20 protein-coding genes and 1 pseudogene are annotated in these 23,970 nt (G+C 68.6%); 11 read left to right on the forward strand and 10 right to left on the reverse strand.

What is annotated here, in order from left to right; genetic code table 11:
* The first annotated feature begins 43 nt into the window (after positions 1–43).
* The 8 genes from AB0I04_RS21455 to AB0I04_RS21490 all read left to right on the forward strand — a co-directional run bounded on the left by AB0I04_RS21455 (position 44) and on the right by AB0I04_RS21490 (position 9,634).
* Positions 44–685, forward strand: a complete 642-nt coding sequence (locus AB0I04_RS21455; RefSeq protein WP_360886925.1) for a protein-L-isoaspartate(D-aspartate) O-methyltransferase — start codon at positions 44–46, stop codon at positions 683–685.
* 383 nt (positions 686–1,068) lie between these two features.
* Entirely contained in the window at positions 1,069–1,959 is an 891-nt protein-coding gene (locus tag AB0I04_RS21460) for a universal stress protein (protein WP_360886927.1), read from the forward strand.
* A 182-nt stretch (positions 1,960–2,141) separates the two neighbouring features.
* A complete protein-coding gene (locus AB0I04_RS21465; RefSeq protein ID WP_360886929.1) occupies positions 2,142–3,476 on the forward strand; it encodes a phosphoribosyltransferase in 1,335 nt (444 codons plus the stop codon).
* A gap of 31 nt (positions 3,477–3,507) precedes the next feature.
* Positions 3,508–3,756 carry a DUF1876 domain-containing protein gene (locus tag AB0I04_RS21470; RefSeq protein ID WP_360886930.1) on the forward strand — a complete coding sequence of 83 codons (249 nt, stop codon included), beginning with the start codon at positions 3,508–3,510 and terminating at the stop codon, positions 3,754–3,756.
* Between the two features lie 6 nt (positions 3,757–3,762).
* Positions 3,763–5,181, forward strand: coding sequence for an RtcB family protein (locus AB0I04_RS21475; protein ID WP_360886932.1), 1,419 nt, complete (start codon positions 3,763–3,765; stop codon positions 5,179–5,181).
* A 291-nt stretch (positions 5,182–5,472) separates the two neighbouring features.
* Positions 5,473–7,869, forward strand: coding sequence for a phosphoenolpyruvate synthase (gene ppsA, locus AB0I04_RS21480; RefSeq protein ID WP_360886933.1), 2,397 nt, complete (start codon positions 5,473–5,475; stop codon positions 7,867–7,869).
* 158 nt (positions 7,870–8,027) lie between these two features.
* Positions 8,028–8,354, forward strand: a complete 327-nt coding sequence (locus AB0I04_RS21485) for a hypothetical protein (RefSeq protein ID WP_360886935.1) — start codon at positions 8,028–8,030, stop codon at positions 8,352–8,354.
* A gap of 197 nt (positions 8,355–8,551) precedes the next feature.
* Positions 8,552–9,634 carry an alpha/beta hydrolase gene (locus tag AB0I04_RS21490; protein ID WP_360886937.1) on the forward strand — a complete coding sequence of 361 codons (1,083 nt, stop codon included), beginning with the start codon at positions 8,552–8,554 and terminating at the stop codon, positions 9,632–9,634.
* Positions 9,635–9,714: 80 nt separating this feature from the next.
* On the opposite strand, the gene AB0I04_RS21495 is transcribed toward AB0I04_RS21490, so the two are convergent.
* Positions 9,715–12,435: an AMP-binding protein gene (locus tag AB0I04_RS21495; RefSeq protein WP_360886939.1), complete on the reverse strand. Its 2,721-nt coding sequence runs from the start codon at positions 12,433–12,435 to the stop codon at positions 9,715–9,717.
* A gap of 707 nt (positions 12,436–13,142) precedes the next feature.
* On the opposite strand from AB0I04_RS21495, the gene AB0I04_RS21500 reads away from it, so the two are divergent.
* Positions 13,143–14,507, forward strand: a complete 1,365-nt coding sequence (locus tag AB0I04_RS21500; RefSeq protein ID WP_360886941.1) for a GAF domain-containing SpoIIE family protein phosphatase — start codon at positions 13,143–13,145, stop codon at positions 14,505–14,507.
* A 39-nt stretch (positions 14,508–14,546) separates the two neighbouring features.
* On the opposite strand, the gene AB0I04_RS21505 is transcribed toward AB0I04_RS21500, so the two are convergent.
* The 8 genes from AB0I04_RS21505 to AB0I04_RS21540 form a co-directional block, all read right to left on the reverse strand.
* The gene (locus AB0I04_RS21505; protein WP_360886943.1) at positions 14,547–14,945 is read right to left on the reverse strand and encodes a VOC family protein; all 399 of its coding nucleotides are present in this window, start codon (positions 14,943–14,945) and stop codon (positions 14,547–14,549) included.
* A 597-nt stretch (positions 14,946–15,542) separates the two neighbouring features.
* The gene (locus AB0I04_RS21510) at positions 15,543–15,785 is read right to left on the reverse strand and encodes an acyl carrier protein (RefSeq protein WP_360886945.1); all 243 of its coding nucleotides are present in this window, start codon (positions 15,783–15,785) and stop codon (positions 15,543–15,545) included.
* Positions 15,782–17,155: a dihydrolipoamide acetyltransferase family protein gene (locus tag AB0I04_RS21515; RefSeq protein WP_360886947.1), complete on the reverse strand. Its 1,374-nt coding sequence runs from the start codon at positions 17,153–17,155 to the stop codon at positions 15,782–15,784. The genes AB0I04_RS21510 and AB0I04_RS21515 overlap by 4 nt, the downstream gene beginning before the upstream one ends.
* A complete protein-coding gene (locus AB0I04_RS21520) occupies positions 17,148–18,140 on the reverse strand; it encodes an alpha-ketoacid dehydrogenase subunit beta (RefSeq protein WP_360886949.1) in 993 nt (330 codons plus the stop codon). Before AB0I04_RS21520 ends, AB0I04_RS21515 begins: the two co-directional genes overlap by 8 nt.
* Positions 18,137–19,114: a pyruvate dehydrogenase (acetyl-transferring) E1 component subunit alpha gene (gene pdhA, locus AB0I04_RS21525; RefSeq protein WP_360886950.1), complete on the reverse strand. Its 978-nt coding sequence runs from the start codon at positions 19,112–19,114 to the stop codon at positions 18,137–18,139. The genes AB0I04_RS21520 and pdhA overlap by 4 nt, the downstream gene beginning before the upstream one ends.
* Complete coding sequence (gene acsA / locus AB0I04_RS21530) at positions 19,111–20,835, reverse strand: acetate--CoA ligase (RefSeq protein WP_360886975.1); 1,725 nt, start codon at positions 20,833–20,835, stop codon at positions 19,111–19,113. The genes pdhA and acsA overlap by 4 nt, the downstream gene beginning before the upstream one ends.
* Positions 20,836–20,982: 147 nt before the next feature.
* Positions 20,983–21,489, reverse strand: a complete 507-nt coding sequence (locus AB0I04_RS21535) for an MBL fold metallo-hydrolase (RefSeq protein WP_360886952.1) — start codon at positions 21,487–21,489, stop codon at positions 20,983–20,985.
* 148 nt (positions 21,490–21,637) lie between these two features.
* Entirely contained in the window at positions 21,638–22,237 is a 600-nt protein-coding gene (locus tag AB0I04_RS21540) for a CBS domain-containing protein (RefSeq protein WP_360886954.1), read from the reverse strand.
* Between the two features lie 643 nt (positions 22,238–22,880).
* Here AB0I04_RS21540 and AB0I04_RS21545 point away from each other — a divergent pair.
* Positions 22,881–23,288 (forward strand): Hsp20/alpha crystallin family protein, encoded by a 408-nt coding sequence (locus AB0I04_RS21545; protein ID WP_360886956.1) that lies wholly within the window; start codon positions 22,881–22,883, stop codon positions 23,286–23,288.
* Between the two features lie 39 nt (positions 23,289–23,327).
* The gene (locus AB0I04_RS21550; RefSeq protein ID WP_360886958.1) at positions 23,328–23,531 is read left to right on the forward strand and encodes a DUF1918 domain-containing protein; all 204 of its coding nucleotides are present in this window, start codon (positions 23,328–23,330) and stop codon (positions 23,529–23,531) included.
* A 232-nt stretch (positions 23,532–23,763) separates the two neighbouring features.
* On the opposite strand, the pseudogene AB0I04_RS21555 reads toward AB0I04_RS21550, so the two are convergent.
* Positions 23,764–23,970, reverse strand: a pseudogene (locus AB0I04_RS21555) (hypothetical protein); the annotation flags it as partial.

The raw sequence follows: 23,970 nt of genomic DNA on the forward strand, positions 1-23,970 counted from the left end.
GAATCTCGTTCACCGTCCGGTCGGCCGTGGGTAAGCGAGGAGGATGACCGCAGGCGCTTCGCCGGAAGATCTCGTCCAGACCGTCCGGGCTACGGGTATCCGCGATGAGCGTGTGCTCGAAGCCATTCGTGCGACGCCACGAGCGGAGTTCGTTCCCGCCGAGCATGCCACCGCAGCCTACATCGACATACCCATCGAGATCGGCCACGGTCAAGTGACCACGCAACCCTCTCTAACGGCGCGGATGATCGAGGGCCTCGGCCTGAGAGGCAAGGAGCACGTACTGGAAATCGGCACGGGCCTCGGCTTCCAGACCGCACTCCTCGCATACCTGGCAGCGGACGTCGTCAGCGTCGAGCGGTGGCCGGACCTGGCGCGCCAAGCCCGGCAGAACCTCGCCCGCCAGGCGATCCACAATGTCAAGGTGATCACCGGGGACGGCAGTGGCGGCGTCCCGGAACACGCTCCGTACGACGCCATCATCGTGTCGGCCGCCTTCCCACAGGTCCCCGAGCCGCTCACCCGGCAACTCCGGCTCGGCGGCAGGCTCGTACAGCCCATCGGCCCCGGCGGTCAAGAAGACGTGGTGCTGTTCCACCGCACCCCCGCAGGGCTGAAGCACCAGAAGATCCTCACCCCGGCAAGCTTCGTCCGGCTGCACGGGCGATTCGGCTTTCCGGGATGAGCGGCGACGCGGCGACGCGGTCACCGCGGGATCCTTCCGGCAGCGTCTGGCATGTCCGAAGGCGCGGCGCTGGTCGCGGTCGTACGAGGCGAAGGTCCCCACACCACGGGACCCATGGCCACCAGGCCCTCCCCAGCGTGCGGGACCGCGTTCGCCACCGTCTGCCAGGACCTTCGTCTGGCCTACCGAGACGAACCGTCGGCGTTTCACCGTCAGCGTGGGCGCGTCGCGCTTGGTCGTGCGTTCGAAGGACGGTCCTCGCGACGGTCGGCGGGACCATCGCCCCTATCGGGCCTGTCACCGAGAAACGCACGATGCCAGAAAGGCCATCCGGCGAAGGCGATTACGGGCGTTCGATGGCCCGGGGCAGAAAGGCGGGCGTCATGCGGAAACCCATCGTGGTCGGCGTCGACGGATCACACCACGCCATGAACGCCGTGGACTGGGCCGCGGCCGAGGCCGGGCGCAGACGCCTACCACTTCGCATCGTGCACATCACCACCGGCTGGGAACGCGGCGACATCCCGGCATACCGCGGTCACGGATCGATGGCCCCACCACCGGAGACCCCTGGGCTGAAAGTCCTGGACGTGGCCGAGGAACGCGCCCGGACGTTCGCCCTCGTCGAGATCGAACGACGGCTCGGCGTCGGTCCCGTTCCCGGCACGCTGCTTCAGGAGTCGGCCGACGGCGCGCTGCTCGTTCTGGGACAGCGCGGAACCGGTACCTTCACCCGGCTGCTACTCGGCTCGGTGAGCCGCCAGGCGGCCGAACACGCTCGTTGCCCGGTCGTCATCGTGCCCACCGACACCGACCGCAGGCCCCGGCTGCCGGAGATCGTCGTCGGGATCGATGGCTCCGAAGCCTCCATCGACGCCGTCGCCTTCGCGCTGGAGGAGGCGGCCATGCGCGCGATCGGGGTGCGCGCGATCCACGCGTGGAACCACCCCGACTATCCGGCGGAGATGCGTCCGGCCTACTACAACACCTTCACGATCGAGGAAGAGGGCGCCAGAGTCCTGTCCGAATCCCTGGCCGGATGGACCGCCAAGTACCCCGACGTATCGGTGATCCAACAGGTGATCGAGGGCAACCCGGCCGCCGTCCTCACCGAGGCCTCACGCACCGCCGAACTCCTCGTGGTCGGTGCCAGAGGACGCGGCGGATTCCCCGGCCTGCGCCTCGGCTCGGTCAGCAACGCAGCCCTCCACCACGCCGAGGGCCCACTGGCCATCGTACGGCGGTCCGGCGGCAACGCCGGAAGCAACGGATGATGACCGGCTGCGTGTTTCCGCGACCGAAGCCGATCGTAGGGGCACCCCGAGCGGCACGGCCCGTCAGCATCCGCCTGGGGCTGCCGTCACCCCGGCCTGAACGGCCCGACGGCGCGGGACCATCGCCCCTGGACCGCGTCGGCCCACAATGCCGAGCCTGAATGTGAGGGGGCAGAGCCGTGATGTTCATCGATCGAATCGACGCGGGCCGACGCCTGGCGGCGCGGCTTCGCCATCTGAGAGGCCGGGATCTCGTGGTCGTCGGGCTTCCGCGAGGAGGCGTTCCCGTCGCCGGGGAGGTGGCCCGCGCGCTGGACGCGCCATTGGATGTCATCGTGGTCCGGAAGCTGGGAGTGCCGTTCCAGCCGGAGCTGGGCATGGGGGCGATCGGTCAGGACGGCGTGCGGATCATCAACGACGACATCGTCCGCATGGCACAAGTGTCTCCCAATGAACTGGCCGCGGTGGAGGCACGTGAACGCGCCGAGTTGGAACGGCGCGGGCGTCGGTACCGCGGGGGTCGGGCCCGGGTGCCACTGGAGGGGCGGACGGTGATCGTGGTCGATGACGGCATCGCCACCGGTTCGACGGCGCGGGCCGCCTGCGAGGTGGCGCGCGCACAGGGGGCGGCACACGTCGTACTCGCCGTCCCGGTCGCGCCTCCTGGCTGGACCACCGTGCTGGAGGGCGAGGCCGACGAACTGATCTGCCTGGAGACTCCCGCGAAATTCGCGGCGATCGGGCAGTGGTACGCCGACTTCTCCCAGACCAGCGACGAGCAGGTCGCGGCCTGCCTTCGGCAGGCGGGCGGTCACGGGCCCGCGCCGGGCGTCCACTCATCGCCGAACACCGACCTGCCGCGGGATGAGGAGGTCGAGGTACAGGCCGGGCCGGTACGGCTGGCCGGCCGCCTGACCGTGCCCGAGGATCCCCGCGGGTTCGTCATGTTCGCCCATGGCAGCGGCAGCAGCCGCCACAGTCCGCGCAACCGCTACGTGGCCACCGCGCTGAACCAGATCGGGCTCGGCACCCTGCTGTTCGACCTGCTCACCGCCAAGGAGGAGGTCGACCGGGCCAACGTGTTCGACATCGAACTGCTGGCCCGCCGACTGGCCGACACCACCGCCTGGCTACGCGGCCTCCCCGAGGCCGACGGGCTCGGGGTCGGCTACTTCGGTGCCGGCACCGGGGCCGCCGCGGCGCTGTGTGCCGCCGCCGAACCCGATGCTGACGTCACCGCCGTCGTCTCCCGTGGCGGCCGACCCGACCTGGCGGGCCCCAGGCTGGCTCATGTGACCGCCCCCACCCTGCTCATCGTTGGTGGACGGGACGAGATCGTTCTCGAGCTCAACCAACAGGCCCAGGCTCTGTTGCGCTGCGAGAACCGGCTCGCCGTTGTCCCTGACGCGACGCACCTGTTCGAAGAACCCGGAGCCCTCGAAACGATCGCGGGGCTCGGGCGAGAGTGGTTCATCGATCATCTCGCGCCGCTCCCCCAACCGTCCCCCGGGACATGAACCGCGCACGCGGAGACGGGAGGAGAACGCCATGGAGACCAAGCAGTGGAGCGTTCGGATCGACATCAGTGAGAGCGGCAAGGACACCCACGTGCACGCCGTCCTGGTGACGATGAACGGCACAGTCCTGAAGGGCCAGGGCCACGCCCGGCGCCACCCGCGCGACCGGGCCGTCCCGGAGATCGGCGACGAACTCGCGGCGGGCCGGGCCCTCATCGACCTGGGCAGCCGACTCGTGCAACTCGCCACCGCCGACATGGCCGAATCCGCCCCACTGTGACCAACCGTGCGGATCGCCCAAGAGGGTCCCTACCGGTTCCGGGTCGAGCAGGAAGGATCAATGCGGGTCCCGGGTGTGGTGTTCGCCTCACCCGCTCTCCTGCCCGATCCGGCCGCCGATGAGGCGCTGCAGCAGGTGGCCGACGTGGCCGCGCTGCCGGGAATCGTTGTCGCCTCGTACGCGATGCCGGACGTGCACTGGGGCTACGGGTTCCCCATCGGCGGCGTGGCCGCCACCGACATCCAGGCCGATGGCGTGGTCTCCCCCGGCGGTGTCGGCTTCGACATCTCCTGCGGAGTCCGTTTGCTGGCCGCCGACCTCGATCGCGGAGCGATCGGCTCCCGGCTGGGCGCGCTCATGGATCGCCTGGACCACACGATTCCGCGTGGCCCCGGGCGCGGCGCGGTCTGGTCCCTCACCGGCCGCGCACAACTCGAGGAGATCCTGACCGACGGAGCACGCTACGCCGTCCGAGCCGGCCACGGCACCACCCGCGACCTGGAACGCTGCGAAGACGCCGGAGCGGTCATCGACGCGACACCGAAGGCCGTCAGCGGCCGGGCCGAACAACGCGGCCTCGGCCAGCTCGGCAGCCTGGGATCCGGCAACCACTTCCTGGAGATCCAGACGGTTGACCAAATCTACGACGACACCGTCGCCAAGGCATTCGGACTGCATCCCGGCCAGATCTGCGTCATGATCCACTGCGGCTCGCGTGGCCTCGGCCATCAGATCTGCACCGACCACGTACGGGCCATGCAAACCGCGATGCCCCAGTACGGGATCGCCGTCCCGGACCGGCAGCTGGCCTGCGTCCCCGCCGACTCTCCCGAGGGCCGCGCCTACCTGGGCGCGATGGCCGCCGCGGCCAACTACGGACGCGCCAACCGCCAACTCCTCGCCGAAGCCACCCGGCGGGCCTTCGCCACCCTCTACGGCGCCACCCTCGACCTGGTCTACGACGTCTCCCACAACCTCGCCAAGATCGAAACACACCAGCTCGACGGCCGGCGACGGCGGCTGTGCGTCCACCGCAAAGGCGCCACCCGCGCCCTGCCGCCCGGCCACCCCGACCTGCCCGCGGACCTGTCCGACGCGGGCCAGCCGGTGCTCATCCCCGGCACCATGGGCACCGCCTCGTACGTGCTCACCGGCGTCCCCGGCAACCCGGCCTTCAACTCCACCTGCCACGGCGCCGGCCGCCGACAAAGCCGTCACCAAGCCGCCCGCACCGTACGCGGCAAAGACCTCCGCGAGCGCCTCGAAGCGGCCGGCATCGCCGTACGCGGTGCCTCCTGGCGCGGCCTCGCCGAAGAGGCCCCAACCGCCTACAAGGACATCGATGCGGTCATCGTCACCGCCGAAGGTGCCGGACTGTGCCGCAAGATCGCCCGCCTCGTCCCCTTGGGAGTCATCAAAGGGTGACACCATCTGCATTCGTCCCACGCGGCCCTCTCGGCACGCTGGGATAATGCGCACCGGCATCGTCGTCTTGGACCGCTCCCCGCTCGTACGGTCCTGACGCACCCGATTTCCTGCGGCCTCGCCGACGGTCTGGCGGAACGCCCGCGGGTGCGAGGACCATCGGCCCTGTCGCGCCCGCTTTCACCCACGGAGCCTGGAATCGAAGGACCGATGCCGTGTCGAAAGGGGCGGATCAGGCCGCCGACGGCTTTGGAGCCACATGCCCGACGCGGGCGAGGAAGGTGAACCGTCGTGCGCAACGTGGACCGGGTGGTTTGGTTTCCCGAGCTCAGTCGCGACGACATCGGCGTCGTCGGTGGAAAGAACGCGTCGCTCGGCGAGCTGATCCGGAATCTCGCGCCGGTGGGCGTCCGGGTTCCGGAAGGCTTCGCCACGACCGCGGGCGCCTACTGGGAGTATCTCGCGGTGGGCCGTCTGCGCGAGCGGGTGGCCGAGCAGATCGACCGGTTGCACCAGGGGGCGGAGCTGGCGACGGTCGGCCGGGCGATCCGGCGGGCGTTCGAGGAGACCGACCTTCCGACTGCTCTCGCCGAGGCGATCATCGATGCCTATCGTCGTCTGGGGAAGAGCGTCGGGCGCGTCGACCCCGATGTCGCCGTCCGCAGCAGCGCGACCGCGGAGGACCTTCCCGAGGCCAGCTTCGCCGGGCAGCAGGAGAGCTTTCTCAACGTCACCGGTGAGCAGGCCCTGCTGACCGCGTGCCGGCGGTGCTATGCGTCCCTGTTCACGGACCGGGCCATCGACTATCGCGAGAAACTCGGCTACGACCATCTCAAGGTCGCACTGTCGGTCGGTGTGCAGCGGATGGTCCGTTCCGATCTGGCCGGCGCGGGTGTGATGTTCTCCATCGACACCGAGACCGGATTCCCGCACTCGGTGCTGATCAACGCCGCGTGGGGGCTGGGTGACACGGTCGTCGGCGGACTGGTCGACCCGGACGAGTACCTGGTGTTCAAACCCCTGCTCGACCGGCCTGACCTTCGTCCGGTTCTGTCCACGGCGCAGGGACGCAAACAGCGCAAGACCGTCTACGCGGAGGACTCTGAGCGGGCCACCACGCGGATGGTGGACACGGACGAGGACGAGCGGCACCGCCATGTCCTCGACCAGACGGAGATCCTCGCCCTCGCCCGGTGGGCGGCGGCGATCGAGAAGCACTACGGCGTCGCCATGGACATCGAGTGGGCCAAGGACGGCCTCAGTGGCGACGTGTTCGTCGTCCAGGCCCGGCCCGAGACCGTCCAGACCCGTCGCGAGGCCGCGCTGCTGCGCTCGTACCGGCTGCGTGCCGGGGGGCAGCGGCTCGTCAGCGGACTGGCGATCGGCGACGCCATCGCCACGGGCCGGGTCTGCGTGCTGCGCAGCCCCGCGGAGATCGATCGCTTCTCTCCCGGCGCGGTGCTGGTCACCGAGATCACCGATCCGGACTGGGAGCCCATCATGAAGCGGGCCGCCGCCATCGTCACCGACCATGGCGGCCGCACGTCACACGCCGCCATCGTGAGCCGGGAACTCGGCGTGCCCGCGATCGTCGGCACCGGGCATGCCACGACCGACCTGGCGGACGGGCAGCCGGTCACCGTCTCCTGTGCCGAAGGCGATCAGGGTTTCGTGTACTCCGGCATCCTCGACTTCGAAGAACAAGACCTGGACCTGGCCGACATCCCCCGTACGAACACGAGGGTGATGCTCAACCTGGCCAACCCTGCGGCGGCGTTCCGCTGGTGGCGGCTTCCCGCCGACGGCGTCGGCCTGGCCCGCATCGAGTTCATCGTCAACAACCACGTCAAGATCCATCCGATGGCACTGATCCACTTCGACTCCGTCGACGACGATGACCGGAAGCGGATCATCGAGCTGACTCGCGGCTACGACGACAGGTCCGAATACTTCGTCGAACGGCTCGCCTACGGCGTCGCCCGCATCGCCGCATCCCGCTGGCCCGACCCCGTCATCGTCAGGATGAGCGATTTCAAGACCAACGAGTACTCCAGGCTCATCGGCGGCCGGCGCTTCGAGCCGAGCGAGGAGAATCCGATGCTCGGCTGGCGCGGAGCCAGCCGCTACTACAGCGACGGTTACCGGGACGGCTTCGCGCTGGAATGCCGCGCCATCCGGCGTGTCCGGGACGACATCGGCCTCACCAACGTCATCGTCATGATCCCCTTCTGCCGGACCGTTGAGGAGGCCGACGAGGTGCTGAAGGTCATGGGAGAGAACGACCTGATCCGAGGTCAGGCAGACCTGCAGGTCTACGTCATGGCAGAGATCCCCTCCAACATCATCCTGGCCGAGCTGTTCGCCGAGCGGTTCGACGGCTTCTCCATCGGCAGCAACGATCTGACCCAGCTCACCCTCGGTGTCGACCGCGATTCGGCGGCGCTGGCCCACCTGTTCGACGAACGCAATCCCGCGGTCACCCGCAGCATCCAGCGGCTCATCACCACCGCCCACATCCAGCACCGCAAGGTCGGGTTGTGCGGGCAGCGCCCGAGTGACGACCCCGACTTCGCCCGGATCCTGGTGCATGCGGGCATCGACTCGATCTCCGTGACCCCCGACAGCTTCCTCACCGTCAAGCAGAACGTGGCCGCCGCCGAGCAAGACCTCCCCCGGCGGCACCAGTGAGATGTCGTCCTATCGGGCCAGCTCAGGAACGGACGCCACAGGCGGGGTCGGTTACACGCTACGTTCGAATCATCTCGCTTGGCGATTCCCGAGGATTGATAAACAATAGGCGTGATTCCCTCGTTGACCGGCGGTGCCACGCTGCCCGGACCCCAGCCATGACAGAAGGGAAGGCCGTGGCGGGGAGACACTGGCGCGACCAGAGCATTCGATGCGCTGAGAACGAGCCCGATGACCATGACACGAACTCAAATGAGCCACGCCGGGAAACGCACGAGGAGTTTCATGAACGGGCCGACGCGGTGGTACGCCGGCTTTTCATGGTCGGGTCCGACCTGCATGCCGCACTGGATCACATCGACGAGACCACGACCGCACGACCTTCAGCCGCCAAGATCAACGCTGCCATCAGGAAGCTGGACACGGCCATCAAGGACATGCACCGCATGATCTTCGACTTTGAGAAAGCCGGCGGAGAACGGTAAAACCTCTGGTCCGGTGGGTTCGGCGGAGAGGCCGTTCGCCGTAGGACCGAGGACGTATGCCCCTGCGCGAACGCGCGTCGTGTGACTCAACGTGAAATAGAGGCTGTGGATGAAGCAGCCCCATGCCGATATCGATCGCTGGGCGACGGCCGGTAAACCGAATCGGCTTCGGCATGATCCCGATGGAGGTCGGTGGCATGTCATTCGCCGATGTCGCTGCCGCACTGGCGCAAGAGCGCGCGGTGCCGCTGCTGGTGTCCGGCGGCACGTTCGCGGGCAGTGGGCCGATGGAGGCGCCGCCCGCCACGCGATCGCGAGTGACCGCCGACGACGGTGTGGAACTCTACGTCGAGGTCCAGGACGCACCCGGGGCGACCGCGACAGTGGTGTTCTGCCACGGGTTCCTGCTCGACTCCACGAGCTGGCATGTTCAGCGAGCCACGCTGGCCGGCAAGGTTCGCGTGGTGCTCTGGGATCATCGCGGCCATGGAAGGTCCGGATGGGGGATCCCGCCGAACGCGACCATCGACCAGCTGGGGCGTGACCTGTACGCGGTGCTGGAGGCGACCACGCCCCGCGGTCCGGTGGTGCTGGTCGGCCACTCCATGGGCGGAATGGCGATCCTCGGGCTGGCCGAATCACATCCCGAATTGTTCGGCGACCGGGTGAAGGGGGTCGTCCTGGCCTCCACCTCGGCCGGAAGCCTGGCATCGGTCACCGTCGGTCTTCCGGTGCCGGCCGCGCGGATCCTGCATCGCGTCGTGCCAGTGACCCTCGGCACCCTGCGACGGCAGGCACGTCTGGTCGACGCGGCCCGCCGGCCTCTCGGCGGGATGTCGTTCCTGCTGACCTCGCCGTACCTGTTCGGCTCCCGGGTGCCCAAACCAGTGGCCAGGCTGACCACCCAGTTGATGGCCTCCGTCCCCATCCAAGTGATCGCGGAGTTCTTCACCGAGTTCCTCACCCACGACAAACGCGCCGCACTCCCGGTGCTCGGGCGGGTGCCGGTGCTGGTGATGGTCGGCGATCGGGACCTGATCACCCCGGTCGAGCACTCCCAGGTTCTCGCCTCGGCGATCCCCGGAGCGGAACTGATCGTGATCCCCCACACCGGCCACCTGCTGATACTCGAGCGCCCTGCCGAGGTCAACCAGCATTTGCGGGATCTCATCACGCGGGTCACCGAGACGGCGAAGACGAGAAACGCACCCGGCGCAGGCCGATCCACGGCCAGCGTGGCGAGACGGCATCGCCTCCATGGCGCACGCTTCCGCCGATGAACCAGCGGAACCCGGGCTCCTCCTCGTTCCCGACGGCACGCCTGAAGCGAGCCGGTCGTCCAGCTCACGCGACCGGACGCTCATGCCCTGCCCGGCGACCGGTCGATGCCAGGCCGTTCAAAGCAGCGGAGTATCGCCGTTCGAGCCGCGTGCTGGAGGTGGACCGCCGCCTTCCAGCCAGAGCCGATCGGGTGGATCGGTGCGTCGACGACAATGTGGACGTGGCCGTGGCGGGGGAAGCATCGGCCAGGGCGGAGTATGGATCGGGTGCCGTGGATGGCGATCGGCACGACGGGCACGCCGGCATGGGCCGCAACGACGAAGGCGCCCATATGAAACGGACGAAGCCCAGGAACCGCGTCCAGGCGGCCTTCGGGGAACATGACCAACTGCTGCCCGCGTGCCGTCGAGCGGCTGAGCCGGGCGGTGTCACGAACGCCCTGTTCGCGGTCGGTCCGCTCGACGAACTCGGCACCGAGGCGCCGCAGGACGAACCCGCTGAGCGGCCGTCGAGCGTACATCTCCGCGGCGACGAAACCGCAGGTTTCCGGAAGAACGGCGGTCAGTGCCGCGCCATCGAGCCAGCTCGCGTGGTTGGCCACCGCGACCCACGGTCCTGCCGGGAGCCCGTCCAGGCCCTCCGTGGTGATCGGGGTTCCGGTGAGCCGGGCCAGCAATCGGATGCCGGCGCGCAGCGACCTGCGTCGCCACCGTTGCACGGGCGCCAGGACCAGTAGCGCCAGCAGCGGGCCGGCCATCATGATGAGCAGCAGCCAGCCGTACGCGGCGAACATGATCGCGCCACTGGCACGGCGTGCCCGACGCAGCCGGGACACCATCGGGTCCCGGACGAGCAGCCGGAATCGTGTCCCCACGACCGGCTCAGGCCATCGGCCGATCGCCCCGCGCCGGTAAATGTCACGAGCGCCGGTGCGGCGGATCTTGCCGCTGGAGGTCTTGGGCACCGTGTGCGGCGCCGCGAGCACGACGTCGTCGGGCGCTGCGTCCAGGAGATCGACCACAGCACGCACGATCCGCGTTCGCAGCGCCGCGCGCGCAGCCTCATCGGTCTGTGTGGTCTCGGCCAGCACCACCAGGCGTTCGGTACCGGTCTGCGGATCCGGCGCGGCGAACACCGCCACACATCCCCGACGTACGCCCGCGACCTTCCCCACCGCCTCCTCGACCTCTTCCGGGTGGAGGTTACGGCCGGCTCGGATGATGATGTCCTTCACCCGGCCAGTGACGTACACCTCCCCGCCCACCAGGTAGCCGAGATCGCCCGTGTCGAGCCATTCCCCGTGGAACAGGGAGCGGGTGGCGGCCGGATTTCGGTAATAGCCGCAGGTCGCCGATGGACCCTGGAACTCGATGTGCCCTTCCCGGCGCTCTCCCAGTTCCTCGCCGGTGTCGCCGACCACGTGCAGCCGGTACCCGGGCAGCGGTCGGCCGCATGCGACGAACCGCAGAGTCGAACGGTCCGCTTCGGCCGGAACGGCCCGTCCCGACCGCAGGAACGGCTCCCGCTCGATCCGGTCGAGCAGCGGGCCGCGTCCGAGCGGCGGGAAGGTCAGCCCGACCGCCGCCTCTGCAAGGCCGTACACCGGCGTGATCGCCTCCCGGCGCAACCCGTACGGCCCGAAACGGGCGGCGAACCCCTCGATCGTGTCCGCCCTGACGGGCTCCGCTCCGTTGAACGCCAGCCGCCAGGAGCTCAGGTCGAGCCCCCGGATCTCCTCGTCGGTGACCTTTTGCAGGCACAGCTCGTAGCCGAAGTTCGGGCTCGCCGAAATCGTCCCCTGATGCTCGCAGATGGCCCACAGCCATCGAGACGGGCGGCTCAGGAACAGCTGCGGCGGCATGACGAGCAGCGGAACGCCGAAGTACAGGCTGCTCAGCCAGGCTCCGATCAACCCCATGTCGTGATAGAGAGGCAGCCAGCTGACGAGAATGTCGGACATCGACGCCGCCTCTGCCTGCCCCATCGCGCGGATGTCGGCGAGCAGCTCACCGTGCGTCAGCACCACCCCCTTGGGGTGCCCGGTACTGCCCGAGGTGTACTGCAGGAGCGCGACGTCCCCGCCCGCCACCTCCGGCAACGCACCGCCGGAGGCGGTCAGATCTCCAGGGGCGACGACCTCCCGCAAGGTCGCGACCCGCGACCGCAGGAAACGCGCCGATCGTACGGCGTCGGCCCCCGTCACCATCGAGGTCACCCTGGCGTTGTTGAAGATACGGTCGTAGCGGGCCAGGTGCTCGGCTCGCCGGGAGGCGCGGTCCGGTGGGTAGACGGGCACGGGGACACCCCCGGCAAGGAGCACTCCCATAAAGGTCACGAAGTACGACCGGTCGGTCGGCAACATGATCGCGACCTTGTCGCCCCGTTCGAGTCCACGGTCGAGCAGGCCCGCCGCAGCGTTCACAGCTTCATGACGCAACGCACCGTAGCTCAACTCTTCCTGGACGCCCCCTTCTCCCAGCACCCGGATGTGGATGCGATCAGGTACCGTCTCGCCGTACCAACGCAGGACACCCGTCAGCGTCGACTCCGTCTCCGGCGGCTCCACGGCCACTGACCGCCCCATGGACGGCTCGCCGGTGGCCGCGCGACCGGGCCTGCGGCCTGGGCCGTGCCGGGTGGTCCCCCGTACCGCGCGTAGCAGATCCCGTGGCGTCTCGGCCACGGTCAACGTCTCAGTGGGCAGAGTCACGCCGAACGCGTCCTGAACGCGTACGACCAGTTCGGCGAGTTCTAGACTGCTCAGCCCCAGCTCACGTTCCAGTTCGCTGTCAAGGGTCACTCTCGCGTGCGGCGCCTGTGGCCGCATCTCGGTCACGAGCGCGCACACCAAATCCACAATGACCGCCGCGTCCCGGTCGCCGTTCGGCTCCCGCCCGGGATCAGGGGCACTGGAATTCAAGCTCCTCCTAACCCGGCCACCGCACCGACCCGCCGCCGACCGTCGTGCGCTGGGAACGCACAGCGACCGCCTTGGCCCTCAGCAACCTGCCGACCAAAGGGATCACGCCCTCCCTCCACGTACCTGCCTGCAGCATCGCACTGGCCGGTGGCCCCGCAGCAGGGCCCAACCTCCCCGACAGAACGGGTCAAAGGTCCAGATCCTCATCCTCAAGCGGAACATCGCCGCCGCCGGGCAGGACCCGAGATCATCTCGCAATGCGCGAAGATCAACGGCCGAGCCGACCGCCGTCGCCCATTGGCACCTGACCGTCACGGGACGGACCGCCCCGGAGCCGAAGGGACCGAAGTCCTGGCGTGCGAGGGAAATCCGCCTCTAGGGTCCGGCCGACAATTCGCCTGGACTGAAGTGGACACCAGCCCGTCGGCAGGGTCCGACCGGCTGGCGTGGCAGTGATCAACGACTCGTCCGAGACACTGCTTCTCGCAGTCTCATGACGACGCTCCGTGCCTCCTGACTCGCACCGCCAGGTCTGCCATCGCCGCCGGATGACCCTGCGAGCCAGGAGGAACAGTTAGGCAGACGCCATGGACCGGGAAGAGGCGACGACGCAGGCACGGCCAACGATGCGTCTGCGCTTGGGCGCCGAACTCGAGCAGATCGCCGACGAACTCAAACGGCTCGCACGTGCTCAAGACCAATTGCACGATCTGTACGAGGCGGTCTTGAGCCGGAACGTAGAGCTGTCGACGATCCTGCGACTGATCGTCACGACCGCGATCGAACTCGTCGGGGCTCGATATGGCGCCCTCGGCGTCCTCGATGAAGAGGGCGAATACCTCGCACGCTTCATCCCGGAGGGTCTATCGGACCAGCAAAGAGCCGACCTGACCGGCGTGGAGTTCCCACATGGCCGCGGACTGCTCGGACACCTGATCCACAATCCTGGACGGCTACGGGTCGATGACATCTCCAGACACCCGGAGTCGGCGGGCTTCCCGCCCGGTCACCCACCAATGCACACCCTTCTGGGAGCTGCGATCAGCATCCGCGGCCATATCTACGGAGACCTGTATGTCTCCGAGCGACGGGATGATCGGCCCTTCGACGCCCACGACGAAGCACTCATCACCGCCTTGGCCGGTGCTGCCGCGCTGGCCATCGACGACGCTCATCTATATGAGCGGATGCGCTCCGACGCTGAGGAGTTCCAACGGCTGCTGCTGCCACGATTGCCCGACCTCTGGCCATTCGAAGCCGCCGCCGGCTACCGCCCAGCCGCCACGCCCAGCCACATCGGCGGGGACTGGTACGACGCGCTCTTGGTCCCCGACCGGGCCTGCGCCACGGTCATCGGCGACGTCGTCGGCCATGATCTCCAAGCCGCCGCGGCCATGGCGCAGATCCGGAACATGCTTCGGGCCCTGCTGTTCGACCGACGCACTCCGCCCGCCGCCGTCCTCGCCGAACTCGACAGGGCTCTCCGTGCGATCATCGACAATCCTGTGGCGACCGCATGTCTGACCCGCATCGAGCTCGACGGCCATGCCTGGATCCTCCGCTGGAGCAGCGCAGGCCACCCTCCCCCACTACTACTCACGCCCGGCTGCCCAGCCCACTACCTGCACGCCGAACCGGACCTGCCGCTCGGCGTCGATACCAGCCTGCCACGCCACGACCACACCTACCGCCTCCCACCAGCCTCCACACTGATCTTCTTCACCGACGGCCTCATCGAACACCGCAACCACGCCCTCGACAGAGGCCTGACACGCCTCGCCGCCATCGCCACGGCCCAAACCGGCCGACCGCTGGACGATCTGTGCAAGACCCTCCTCAACCGCCATCCCAGTGACGGCCATGACGACATGGCAGTACTCGCCGTCCGCATCCCGGCCGGCAGGCCAGCGGCTGCATTTCATCCGGCTCTCCCGACGTGGAAGGTGATCTGACGTCCCTGAGACCCAGCAGATGTCCATTGTCAGGAGCGGTCAAACGTCATCCGAGCTGACCAGAGGGCGAGTGTGCAACTGGATCCGGAAGCCATCGGGTGCGGCCAGATCCAGCACCCAGCCGAGGTGGGCGGGACGCACGCCGGAGTGCTCGACCTGGTGAAGCGTGAGGCGGTGTTCCCACTGCTTCAGCGCATCGTGATCCGGCACCTCCAGTGCGAAGGCCGCGAAGTCTTCCCAGGCCTGGAATCCTTCGTCGACCTGGTGCAGGAACAGCACGATCCGGCTGGGGTGTTCCAGCGCGACGGAACTGACGCGATCCTCTTCCTCTTCCACCAGCAGACGGGAGAATCCGAGTACCCGCTCGTACCACTCACCGCTGTTCAGTGCATCGGCCGCCGGCAGCGCGATGTGATGGATCCCTGTGATCTCCGGCACGACTTCCACGCTACGACCACGCCCTCCAAGACTCGGACCCATGAAGCACCACCGAACACCTGGTGCAAGCCGTCAGTCAGGGGACCGAGTGACAGCACGGGCAGGTGGGTGAGGCCGACGGCCTAAAGGGTCACAGGCTGGCCGGGGTCGGCGTTCGCATCGCCACTGATCAGCAAGTCTCACGCCGCCGTCGACGGTCCCGGCGCCGCACCGGCGAGGGCCTCGGCCCACCGTGCGACGACTGTCCGCTCAGGACCGCGTGCATCTGATCGCTGATCAGCCGCGCATCCCTGGCCAGCGTCCCCAGAAGATCCGGCCGCCTATCCGGCCCACCCATCCGGCTTACCGCCTCCTCCACCGTCAACTGCTCCGCATCTCTCCCGAACGGGTATTTCCGCAGACGGCTCGGTTGGAACGAGTTTTCAGCACCCGAGTAAACGCGGCGCTCATCGCCCCAGCCCTGGCGGCGGCACCGCCAACCACCCCCGCAGTACATGTCCCGAACCCGCAGACCCGCACCGACCTGTCCCAGTCCATGCGGGGTGAGGCCTTCGCCAACGCCTCCTACCGGCTGTACGCCGACCAGGCTCGGCAGGCTCAATCCGCTTCGGTAAGGAAGGTCACGCCGTCCTCGATCGTCGCCAAACGCGGGTAGTCGTCCTCCTCGATACGGCGGCCGCACCTGTCGCTGAGAGCCTCGACGAAGGAGAGGAAGTCCAGAGAGTCCAGTTCGAGAGACTCGCGCAGGTCGCTGTCGGTGCCCAGCTCCGCGAGGTCGGTACCCGGCACGATCTCCGCCAGGACCTCTTCGATCATTTGCTGCGCCTCGTCGGGCGTCATGACAGCTCCTCCGGTCGTTGCAGAAGCCGCGCGACCGCCTGCAGGTAGCGTCCGCCCGTGTATCCGTCGGTGGCCCGGTGGTCGGCCGCGAGGGTCGCGGACACCACCGGCCGTACGGCGATGGCTCCATCGATCGCCCACGGGCGTTCGAGGATCGCGCCGAAGCCGACGAGCGCCACTTGGGGCGAGTAGATCACCCCATGAACCGACTCGACGCCCTGGTCGCCGAGATTGGTGACGGTGATGGTGGCGTCCGTGAGTTCCGAACCACGCAGCCGTCCGGCGCGTGCCCTGGCTACGAGGTCACGAAGGTTTGACATGAGCTCAGGGAGGGGGAGATCGTCGGCGTCGTGCAGGGCCGGTGCGATGAGGCCGCCGCCGCCCAAGGAGATCGCCACGCCGAGGTGCACTCCGCCGGCTGGGACGAATGCGTCGTCGATCCAGAATCCGTTGAGGCTCGGAACCTCCCGTAGTGCGAGGGCCGCGGCCTTGAGCAACAGCGCGGAGGGGATCAGGCGGTCCTTGACCGGCACCTTGCGGTTTCGCTGCCGCGTCCATTCGAGGGCGCGGGTCAGGTCGACGGTGTCGGCCAGGTAGTAGTGCGGGATCTCCCGGTTGGACCTGGACATGGCGCGGGCGATCGCCTGGCGCATGGACGCTGTGCGATCGGGGGGGACCGCCTCGGTGGGCCGTGACTCGCGGACGGCCTGCCGAGCGGCCTCGGCCGCGGTCCGCACGTCCTCGGCGCGGACGACCACGCCGTAACCGCTGCCGGTCACGGTGGCCAGGTCGACGCCGAGTTCGGCGGCGAGCCTGCGCGCCAGCGGCGATGCCTTGACGCGTGCCGGGGTGGCGCGTTCGACGTCCTCTCGGGTGATCTCGCCGGCCGGCCCGGTCCCTCGGATCGTCTCCAGTTCCACTCCACGCTGATGGGCGAGATGCCGGATCAGCGGTGAGGAGACCTTCGGCCGTGCCGTCGGCGCTCGCTTCCCGGTCTGCGGAGCGGGCGCCCCTCGGGGTGCTCGGCGTGGGCGGCGCTCGGCGGACGGCCGTGCGGGGCCGGTCACGGGCTCCGGCGCCGCTGCGGGCGGGACGACCCGTGGCGCCGCGGCCCGTTCCGGCGCGAGCGCGGGACCGGCCTCGGTGATCGTGGCGAGCGTGGTGCCGACCGGGACGCGTGTACCCGGTTCCACGAGGAGTTCCCCGACGGTTCCGGTGTCGAAGCACTCGACCTCGACGGTGGACTTGTCGGTCTCGACGACGGCGACGATGTCGCCTTTCCGGACCTGGTCGCCGGGACGGACCAGCCATTCGGTGAGCGTGCCGACCTCCATGTCGGCGCCGAGTGAGGGCATCCGAAACTCAGGCATCGCCGTCCACCACCCGGTGGACCGCGGCGACGATGTCCGTGGTCTGCGGGACTGCGGCCTCCTCCAGATGCCTCGCGTACGGAATGGGGACCTCGGCGGTGCAGACCCGCTCCACCGGCGCGTCGAGGTCGTAGAAGGCCTGCTCGACGATTCGGGTCGTGATCTCGGCGGACAGGCTTCCCGAACGCCAGCCCTCGTCGACCACGACGGCGCGGTGCGTGCGCCGGACCGAGCCGATGACGGTCGCGTCGTCGAGCGGGCGGAGGGTGCGCAGGTCGATCACCTCCGCCTCGATTCCGTCGGCGGACAGTTCATCGGCGGCGGTCAGGGTCTTGCCGAGAGTGCCGCCGTAGGTGATCACGCTGACGTCCCGGCCGGGCCTGCGCACGGCCGCGCTGTCGATGTCGACGGCGGTCGCGTCGGTGGGCAGTTCCCCGGCCATGGTGTACAGCGACCCGTGTTCGAAGACGAGAACGGGATCGGGGTCCTGGAGTGCGGTCCAGAGCATCCCGCGGGCGTCTTCGAGCGTCGCCGGGGCCACGATGCGCAGGCCGGGGATGTGGGCGTACCAGCCTTCGAGGCTGTGGGAGTGCTGGGCGGCGAGTTGCCGGCCCGCGCCCGTGGTCATGCGGATCACCAGCGGGACGCTGAGCTGCCCGCCGGACATGTGCAGCAGCGTTGCGGCGTTGTTGAGGATCTGGTCGAGGGCGAGCAGGCTGAAGTTGACCGTCATGATCTCGACGATCGGCCGCATCCCGGCGAGGGCGGCGCCGATCCCGGCGCCGACGAACGCCGACTCCGACAGCGGCGTATCGCGGATGCGTTCGGGTCCGAACTCCTCCAGCAGGCCGAGGCTGACCGCGAAGCAGCCGCCGTACCGGCCGACGTCCTCGCCCATGAGGAAGACGCGTTCGTCGCGAAGCAGGGCGTCGCGCAGCGCGGCGCGCATCGCCTCCCGATAGGTGATCTTGAGCGGTTCGCTCATGACGGCCCGCCCGGCCGGCTGTAGACGAAACGGGTGAGGTCCTCGACCGGCTCCAGCGGGGCCGCTTCGGCGAACTCCACGGCTTCGGAGATCTCGGCTGCCACCTCCTTGTCGATCAGTTCCAGGTCGGTGTGGGAGATCTTCTCGCGCCGTACCAGGGCGTCGATCGGGTCGCGGCGCTTCCACTCCTCGATCTCGGCCTTGTCCCGGTACCGGTCAGGGTCGTACATGGAATGGGCGCGGAACCGGTAGGTGCGCAGCTCTAGGAAGTGCGGGCCGCCCCCTTCACGTACGGCCTCGGCGGCGTGGCGTGCCGCGTCCTCGACGGCGACGACGTCCATGCCGTCGACCGGCCAGGCCGGGATCTCGTACGTCGCGGCGCGCACCGCCAGGTCGGTCTCCTTGTGTTCGACCGCCAGCGCGGTGCCCATGGCGTAGAGGTTGTTCTCGCAGCAGAACAGAACGGGCAGCTCCCACAGCGCGGCGAGGTTGAGGCACTCGTGGAACTCCCCCTCGGCGACGGCGCCGTCACCGAAGAAGCAGGCGGTGACCCGTCGGTCGCCGCGCAGCCTGTCGGCCAGGGCGAGGCCGATCGCGAGCGGCAGGCCGCCGCCGACGATGGCGTTGCCGCCGTAGAAGCGCCGGTCGACGTCGAACAGATGCATGGATCCGCCTCGGCCGTGGCTGCAGCCAGAGGTGCGGCCGTACATCTCCGCCATGATCGAGTTCGCGGGGACCCCGCGGGCCAGCGCGTGGCCATGCTCACGGTAGGTGGAGACGACGTTGTCCTCGTCGGTGAGCGCCTGCAGTGCGCCGACGGCGACGGCCTCCTCCCCGATGTAGAGGTGGAGGAAGCCGCGGATCTTGGCGGCGCTGTACAGCTCGACGCACTTCTCCTCGAACCGGCGGATGAGCAGCATCTGCCGCAACAGGTCCTTGCGGTGCTCCGCGACCGCCCCCTTGGCACGCGTCATGAGGCACTCTCCAATGTCGAGACGTCCCCTTCGGGCAGACCGAGCTCGCGGGCCTTCAGCAGGCGTCGCATCACCTTGCCGCTTCGCGTGTGCGGCAGGTCCTGGTCGAAGGCGATCTCCTTCGGGGCCATCGCCCCGAGCCGGCGGCGGGCGAAGGCGATCAGTTCACGCCGCAGACTGTCGCTCGGTTCGTGTCCGGTCCGGAGCGCGACGAAGGCCTTGACGATCTCACCCGCGATCGGGTCCGGCTTGCCGATGACGCCCGATTCGGCGACCGCGGGGTGTTCCATCAGCACACTCTCGACCTCGAACGGACCGATGAGGTGCCCGGCCGACTTGATGACGTCGTCGGCACGGGCGACGAACCAGAAATAGCCGTCCGCGTCACGGCGGGCGACGTCGCCGGTCAAGTACCAGCCGCCGGCGAACGCCTTGGCGTACCGCTCCTCGTCGTGCAGGTAGCCACGGAACATCGACGGCCACCCAGGGCGGAGGGCGAGTTCGCCCGCCCCGTCCTCGACCACCCGGACCCGGCCGTCCTCGACCCGGGCGCGCCCGTCCGGACCGCGTTCGAGCACGGCGGCCTCCACGCCCGGCAGCGGCCGTCCCATCGAACCCGGTCGGATGTCCATCGCCGCGAAGTTGGCGATCATGATCGCGCCCGTCTCGGTCTGCCACCAGTTGTCGTGGATCGGCAGCCTGAGCGCCTCCTGGCCCCACACGACCGCCTCGGGATTGAGCGGCTCGCCGACGCTGGCGACGAACCGCAGCGCCGACAGGTCATACTCGCCGACGATCCCGGCTCCATGCCTCATGAGCATCCTGATCGCGGTAGGCGCGGTGTACCAGACGGTCACCCGCTGCTCCGACAGCACCCGGTACCAGCGCCGGGCGTCGAACTCCCCGGCGTCGGTGACCATCGTCAGCCCGCACGTCAGTGGAGCGATGACCCCGTAGGACATCCCGGTCACCCACCCCGGGTCCGCGGTGCACCAGAAGACGTCCTCGGAATGCAGGTCGAGAGCGAACCGCGCGGTGGCGTAATGGGCGACCACAGCGTCATGAACGTGGATCGCTCCTTTCGGCCGCCCAGTCGTTCCGCTGGTGAAGTGCAGCAGTGCCATGTCCTCCGGATCGGTGTCCGGGATGTCGAAGACGTCGCTCGCGGCGGCCAGCGCCTCGTCGAAGGACAGGGTGCCCTCAGGCGCGGTGTCGCCGACGACGAGGACGTGTTTGAGACCGGGCAGCCGGTCCCGGATCCCGGCGATCTTTCGGCGGTACAGCTCGTCGCTCGTCACCAGGACCCGGGCGTCACCGAGCCGGAGCCGCTCACAAATCGGCTCGGGGCCGAACGCCGAGAACAGCGGCGCCAGCACACCGGTGGTCTTCAACGTGCCCAGAACCGTCACGTACAGCTCAGGGACCCGGCCCAGGAGCGTGAACACTCGATCACCCCGGCCGATACCCAAAGCGCACAGCAGGTTGGCGAACCGACTGGTCTCCCGCCGCAGGTCCTCGTAGGTCAGCTCGGTGAGCTCATCATGGCGCCCGACGCATCGCAGCGCGACCGCGTCAGAGCGAGGACCGGACGCATGCCGGTCGACCGCTTCATGGGCGATATTGAGGCCACGACCGCCCGGGAGGCCCGACAGGTCCGCCCGAGCCCTCTCCCAGGTGAACGCCCGTCTGGCCTCGTCGTAGTCGACCAGGTTGGGACGCATCACCGGAACGCCTCGCTTACGGATCGGCTCCCACGCCATGGCCACGCCTCCGTTTCGCGGCGACAACACTCACACTTCTCAAGGGAGTACCCACCTGACCAGGGCCGTTCGTCGGCCATGCCGACGACCGAAGGTCCTTGTTCCGCGTCACGGACGGTAGGTGCGCCCCTCTACTCCCCATTCGCCGTAAGGCGGTCGTTGTCCCGCGTCGATGGCGCGGATCGAGGGACGGCCTATGTGCGCGAAGACGAGCCTGCGCACGCCGTGGCGACGGGCCCGCTCGGCCGTTTCGATGACCGGCGCATGGCCGCCGACGCCGCCGCCGAATCGGATCGGCCGCCGCCATCCGGCAGCGTCGGCGAACATGATGTCGGCGCCGTCCGCCCACGCCGGGAACTCCCAGAACTCCGGTGCCCACACCGCGCGCCGTCCGGCGCCCTGAATCAGGTAGCCGAATGTGAGATGGGACGTGTGGGCCACGCGAAGAGGAATGATGCTCAGGCGCCCGCAGGTGAATTCCGCGACGGCGGGCTCCAGTCCGCCGAGGGCCCGGCAACGCCGCCTGATACCGGGCATCAACTCCGCCCGCTCATCGCATACGAGCCAGGCGTCCAACGGCGGCTGCGGCGTGCTCGCCCCTCCCCCGTCCAGCATGACGCGGCACCGACCGCGCCTGACCAGCAACCCGGCAGGCCGATAACGCGGTGAGTTCATCGCCCCGAGCCCGACGAGCGTCAGATACATGGCCGCCGTATGGCAGACATCTGCTACGAGGTCTCTCTTCAAACCGGCCTACGGCCGATCACTGGTGGTGGACGACACGTACGACGCCGGGCACGGTCCGCGCGATCACGTCGGCGATCCGCGCCGTCCTGTCGTCGCCGTCGCCGCCCAGTTCGACGATGCCATCGTGGACCGCCACCCGCGTGGCCGCCGTCTCGGCGGACAGTTCCTTAAGAGCCCTCAGCACATCGTCACGGATCCGCTCGTCCCCGTGGGTCAGGATTCCCATCAGGTCGCGTCGGCTGACGATGCCGGCCACGCCGTCGCCACGCATGACGGGAACGCTCTTCACCCCGGTCGTCATCATCAGGTCGACAAGCCGCAGGACGTCGTCGGTCGCCCGGACGGTCCGCACATTCGGAGTCATGACCTCCTCCACTACCGTCGGCGGCTGCGACTCCGCCTCCGCCGCCGGTCGAAGATAGGCCCGCGGGTCCGCCTCGAACTCCCCGCGCAGTAGGTCCATCTCGCTGACGATCCCGACCATCCGCCCCGCTTCGTCGACCACCGGAGCGGCCGTAATGTCCCGCTCGTACAGCAGACGAACCGCCTGCTTCACCGTCCATTCCCGTGGCACCGTCACCACAGGCGTCGTCATCACCTCGCAGACCAGCATCATTACCACCTCCCGCCTTCATCGCACCCGTCGGCGCCGCCGGGCGCCAGAGGCCGAAGGTCCCCGAGGCGCGGCCATGCGTACTCGCGGTCCTTCGCGCGGCCGAAGCGGAATTCCTCCGCTCCCGGCCACCGAGCGACACCGCCTGTCATTCGAGGTCGAATGTGGAACCGGGTTTCAAGGGCGCGGCCCTCGGATGTCCTTCCGCAACCGGCCACCGAAGGTGCCGTGGTCGCGGGCGCCGAGCCGCTCGGCGATCCTTCGCATCCCCCAGCTGGGCATCGATGATGCGGTGACCCGCCTTCGCGAGCGATTCCCCAACGTTCGCCGACCACCACCGGCGTCGTCGCCGACCCTGCATCCACCTCAACCTCTTCTGTTCACTTCTACCCCACCAGCGGCGACGCCGTTCGGGCAGGGATCAACGGCCCGATCCGGCTGCCATCGGCCCTGCGGCACCTGACCGCCACGGCAACGCGCCAGAGCCGACGCGCCAGTTGGCGCCGCGCGGTTCGGTGCCCACCGACGAGCGGCGAACGGGCAGGTCACCAGGGACCGAAGTCCTCCGACGCGAGGGAAGTCCGCCTCTAGGGCCCGGCCCGCAATTCGGCTGGAATAAAGGTGCAGTCGAGTTGAGGAGGATTCCGTGGGAACACCAGCCCGCAGAGAAACCAGACTTCCTGATCTCTTTGACCTGTTCGAGACGCCGTTCACCACGCTGCGGCCCTTCACCGCCCAGGCCATCCGGATCGAGGACTACGTCGACGAGGACAAGTACGTCATCCGAGCCGAGCTTCCCGGCGTCGACCCGGACCATGACGTGGAGATCAGCATCTCGCGGGGCATCCTGATGATCCGGGCCGAGCGGAAGGAAGAACACGAGGGACCCCGTCATTCGGAATTCCGGTACGGCTCCTACGAACGCCATATCCGGCTGCCGGAGAACGCGCGCGAAGACGAGATCAAGGCGACGTGCGACAAGGGTGTCCTGACGATCATCGTGCCGCTCCAGGAGGCCAAAGAGGCCACCCGACGGATCAACATCGAGGGCTGAGCCACGCCTGGCCGGGGCGTAGCGGATGTAGGAGGAATCATGCGAGCTGTTGCCGGGGACGCACTGGTGGTCAAGAGTCGACACGTCGGTGACGAGGTCCGCAAGGGCGTCATTATTGAAGTGCATGGAAAGAACGGCGCACCGCCTTATCTGGTCCGATGGAAGGACGGCCACGAGAGCATCTTCTTCCCTTCCGGCGATACGCTGGTCGAGCACCTTCCCGTCCAGCAGAAGGCGCGATAGCCGGCGTGGAACGCCCCGCGAAGGCCGGTGATCCGCAGCACGCCGCTCGGCACAGCCGCGAAGGGGACTCCATCGGAACCCCGGGATAAAGGGCGAACGGTGGGGAGGTGAGCGGCGTGCCGGGCGGCTCTGTCATGGATCGGCCGCCGCGCTCCACGCGCACGGAGCGGACGTAGTGATCACGGATCTGTCCGAGATGGGACCACACCAAGAGCCGGCCATGGTGGGACGGTCACGGCCGTACGAGTTGATCACTCAGCGGGCTGATCACATGGAGGGCACGGCGCCCACGAACATGTCGTCCACGTCGTAGGCGAGGCGCGGGTTCGTCGAACACGACGCCTTCCTCGAGCCGCTTGCGGAATCGGATCTCCTGTTCGGCGTCGCTGACCGAGAACCAGTACTTGCAGAGCACGATGCCGTCCTCGACGAGCAGCCG

The organism is Actinoallomurus sp. NPDC050550 (assembly GCF_040655075.1).
Lineage (GTDB): Bacteria > Actinomycetota > Actinomycetes > Streptosporangiales > Streptosporangiaceae > Actinoallomurus.

Excerpts from the sequence above, each read along its gene's own strand:
- AB0I04_RS21455 (WP_360886925.1), top strand. The coding sequence starts at position 44 with ATGACCGCAGGCGCTTCGCCGGAAGATCTCGTCCAGACCGTCCGGGCT.
- AB0I04_RS21460 (WP_360886927.1), top strand. The coding sequence starts at position 1,069 with ATGCGGAAACCCATCGTGGTCGGCGTCGACGGATCACACCACGCCATG.
- AB0I04_RS21465 (WP_360886929.1), top strand. The coding sequence starts at position 2,142 with ATGTTCATCGATCGAATCGACGCGGGCCGACGCCTGGCGGCGCGGCTT.
- AB0I04_RS21470 (WP_360886930.1), top strand. The coding sequence starts at position 3,508 with ATGGAGACCAAGCAGTGGAGCGTTCGGATCGACATCAGTGAGAGCGGC.
- AB0I04_RS21485 (WP_360886935.1), top strand. The coding sequence starts at position 8,028 with ATGACAGAAGGGAAGGCCGTGGCGGGGAGACACTGGCGCGACCAGAGC.
- AB0I04_RS21490 (WP_360886937.1), top strand. The coding sequence starts at position 8,552 with ATGTCATTCGCCGATGTCGCTGCCGCACTGGCGCAAGAGCGCGCGGTG.
- AB0I04_RS21500 (WP_360886941.1), top strand. The coding sequence starts at position 13,143 with ATGGACCGGGAAGAGGCGACGACGCAGGCACGGCCAACGATGCGTCTG.
- AB0I04_RS21510 (WP_360886945.1), bottom strand. The coding sequence starts at position 15,785 with ATGACGCCCGACGAGGCGCAGCAAATGATCGAAGAGGTCCTGGCGGAG.
- AB0I04_RS21515 (WP_360886947.1), bottom strand. The coding sequence starts at position 17,155 with ATGCCTGAGTTTCGGATGCCCTCACTCGGCGCCGACATGGAGGTCGGC.
- AB0I04_RS21520 (WP_360886949.1), bottom strand. The coding sequence starts at position 18,140 with ATGAGCGAACCGCTCAAGATCACCTATCGGGAGGCGATGCGCGCCGCG.
- pdhA (WP_360886950.1), bottom strand. The coding sequence starts at position 19,114 with ATGACGCGTGCCAAGGGGGCGGTCGCGGAGCACCGCAAGGACCTGTTG.
- acsA (WP_360886975.1), bottom strand. The coding sequence starts at position 20,835 with ATGCGTCCCAACCTGGTCGACTACGACGAGGCCAGACGGGCGTTCACC.
- AB0I04_RS21535 (WP_360886952.1), bottom strand. The coding sequence starts at position 21,489 with ATGCTGGACGGGGGAGGGGCGAGCACGCCGCAGCCGCCGTTGGACGCC.
- AB0I04_RS21540 (WP_360886954.1), bottom strand. The coding sequence starts at position 22,237 with ATGATGCTGGTCTGCGAGGTGATGACGACGCCTGTGGTGACGGTGCCA.
- AB0I04_RS21550 (WP_360886958.1), top strand. The coding sequence starts at position 23,328 with ATGCGAGCTGTTGCCGGGGACGCACTGGTGGTCAAGAGTCGACACGTC.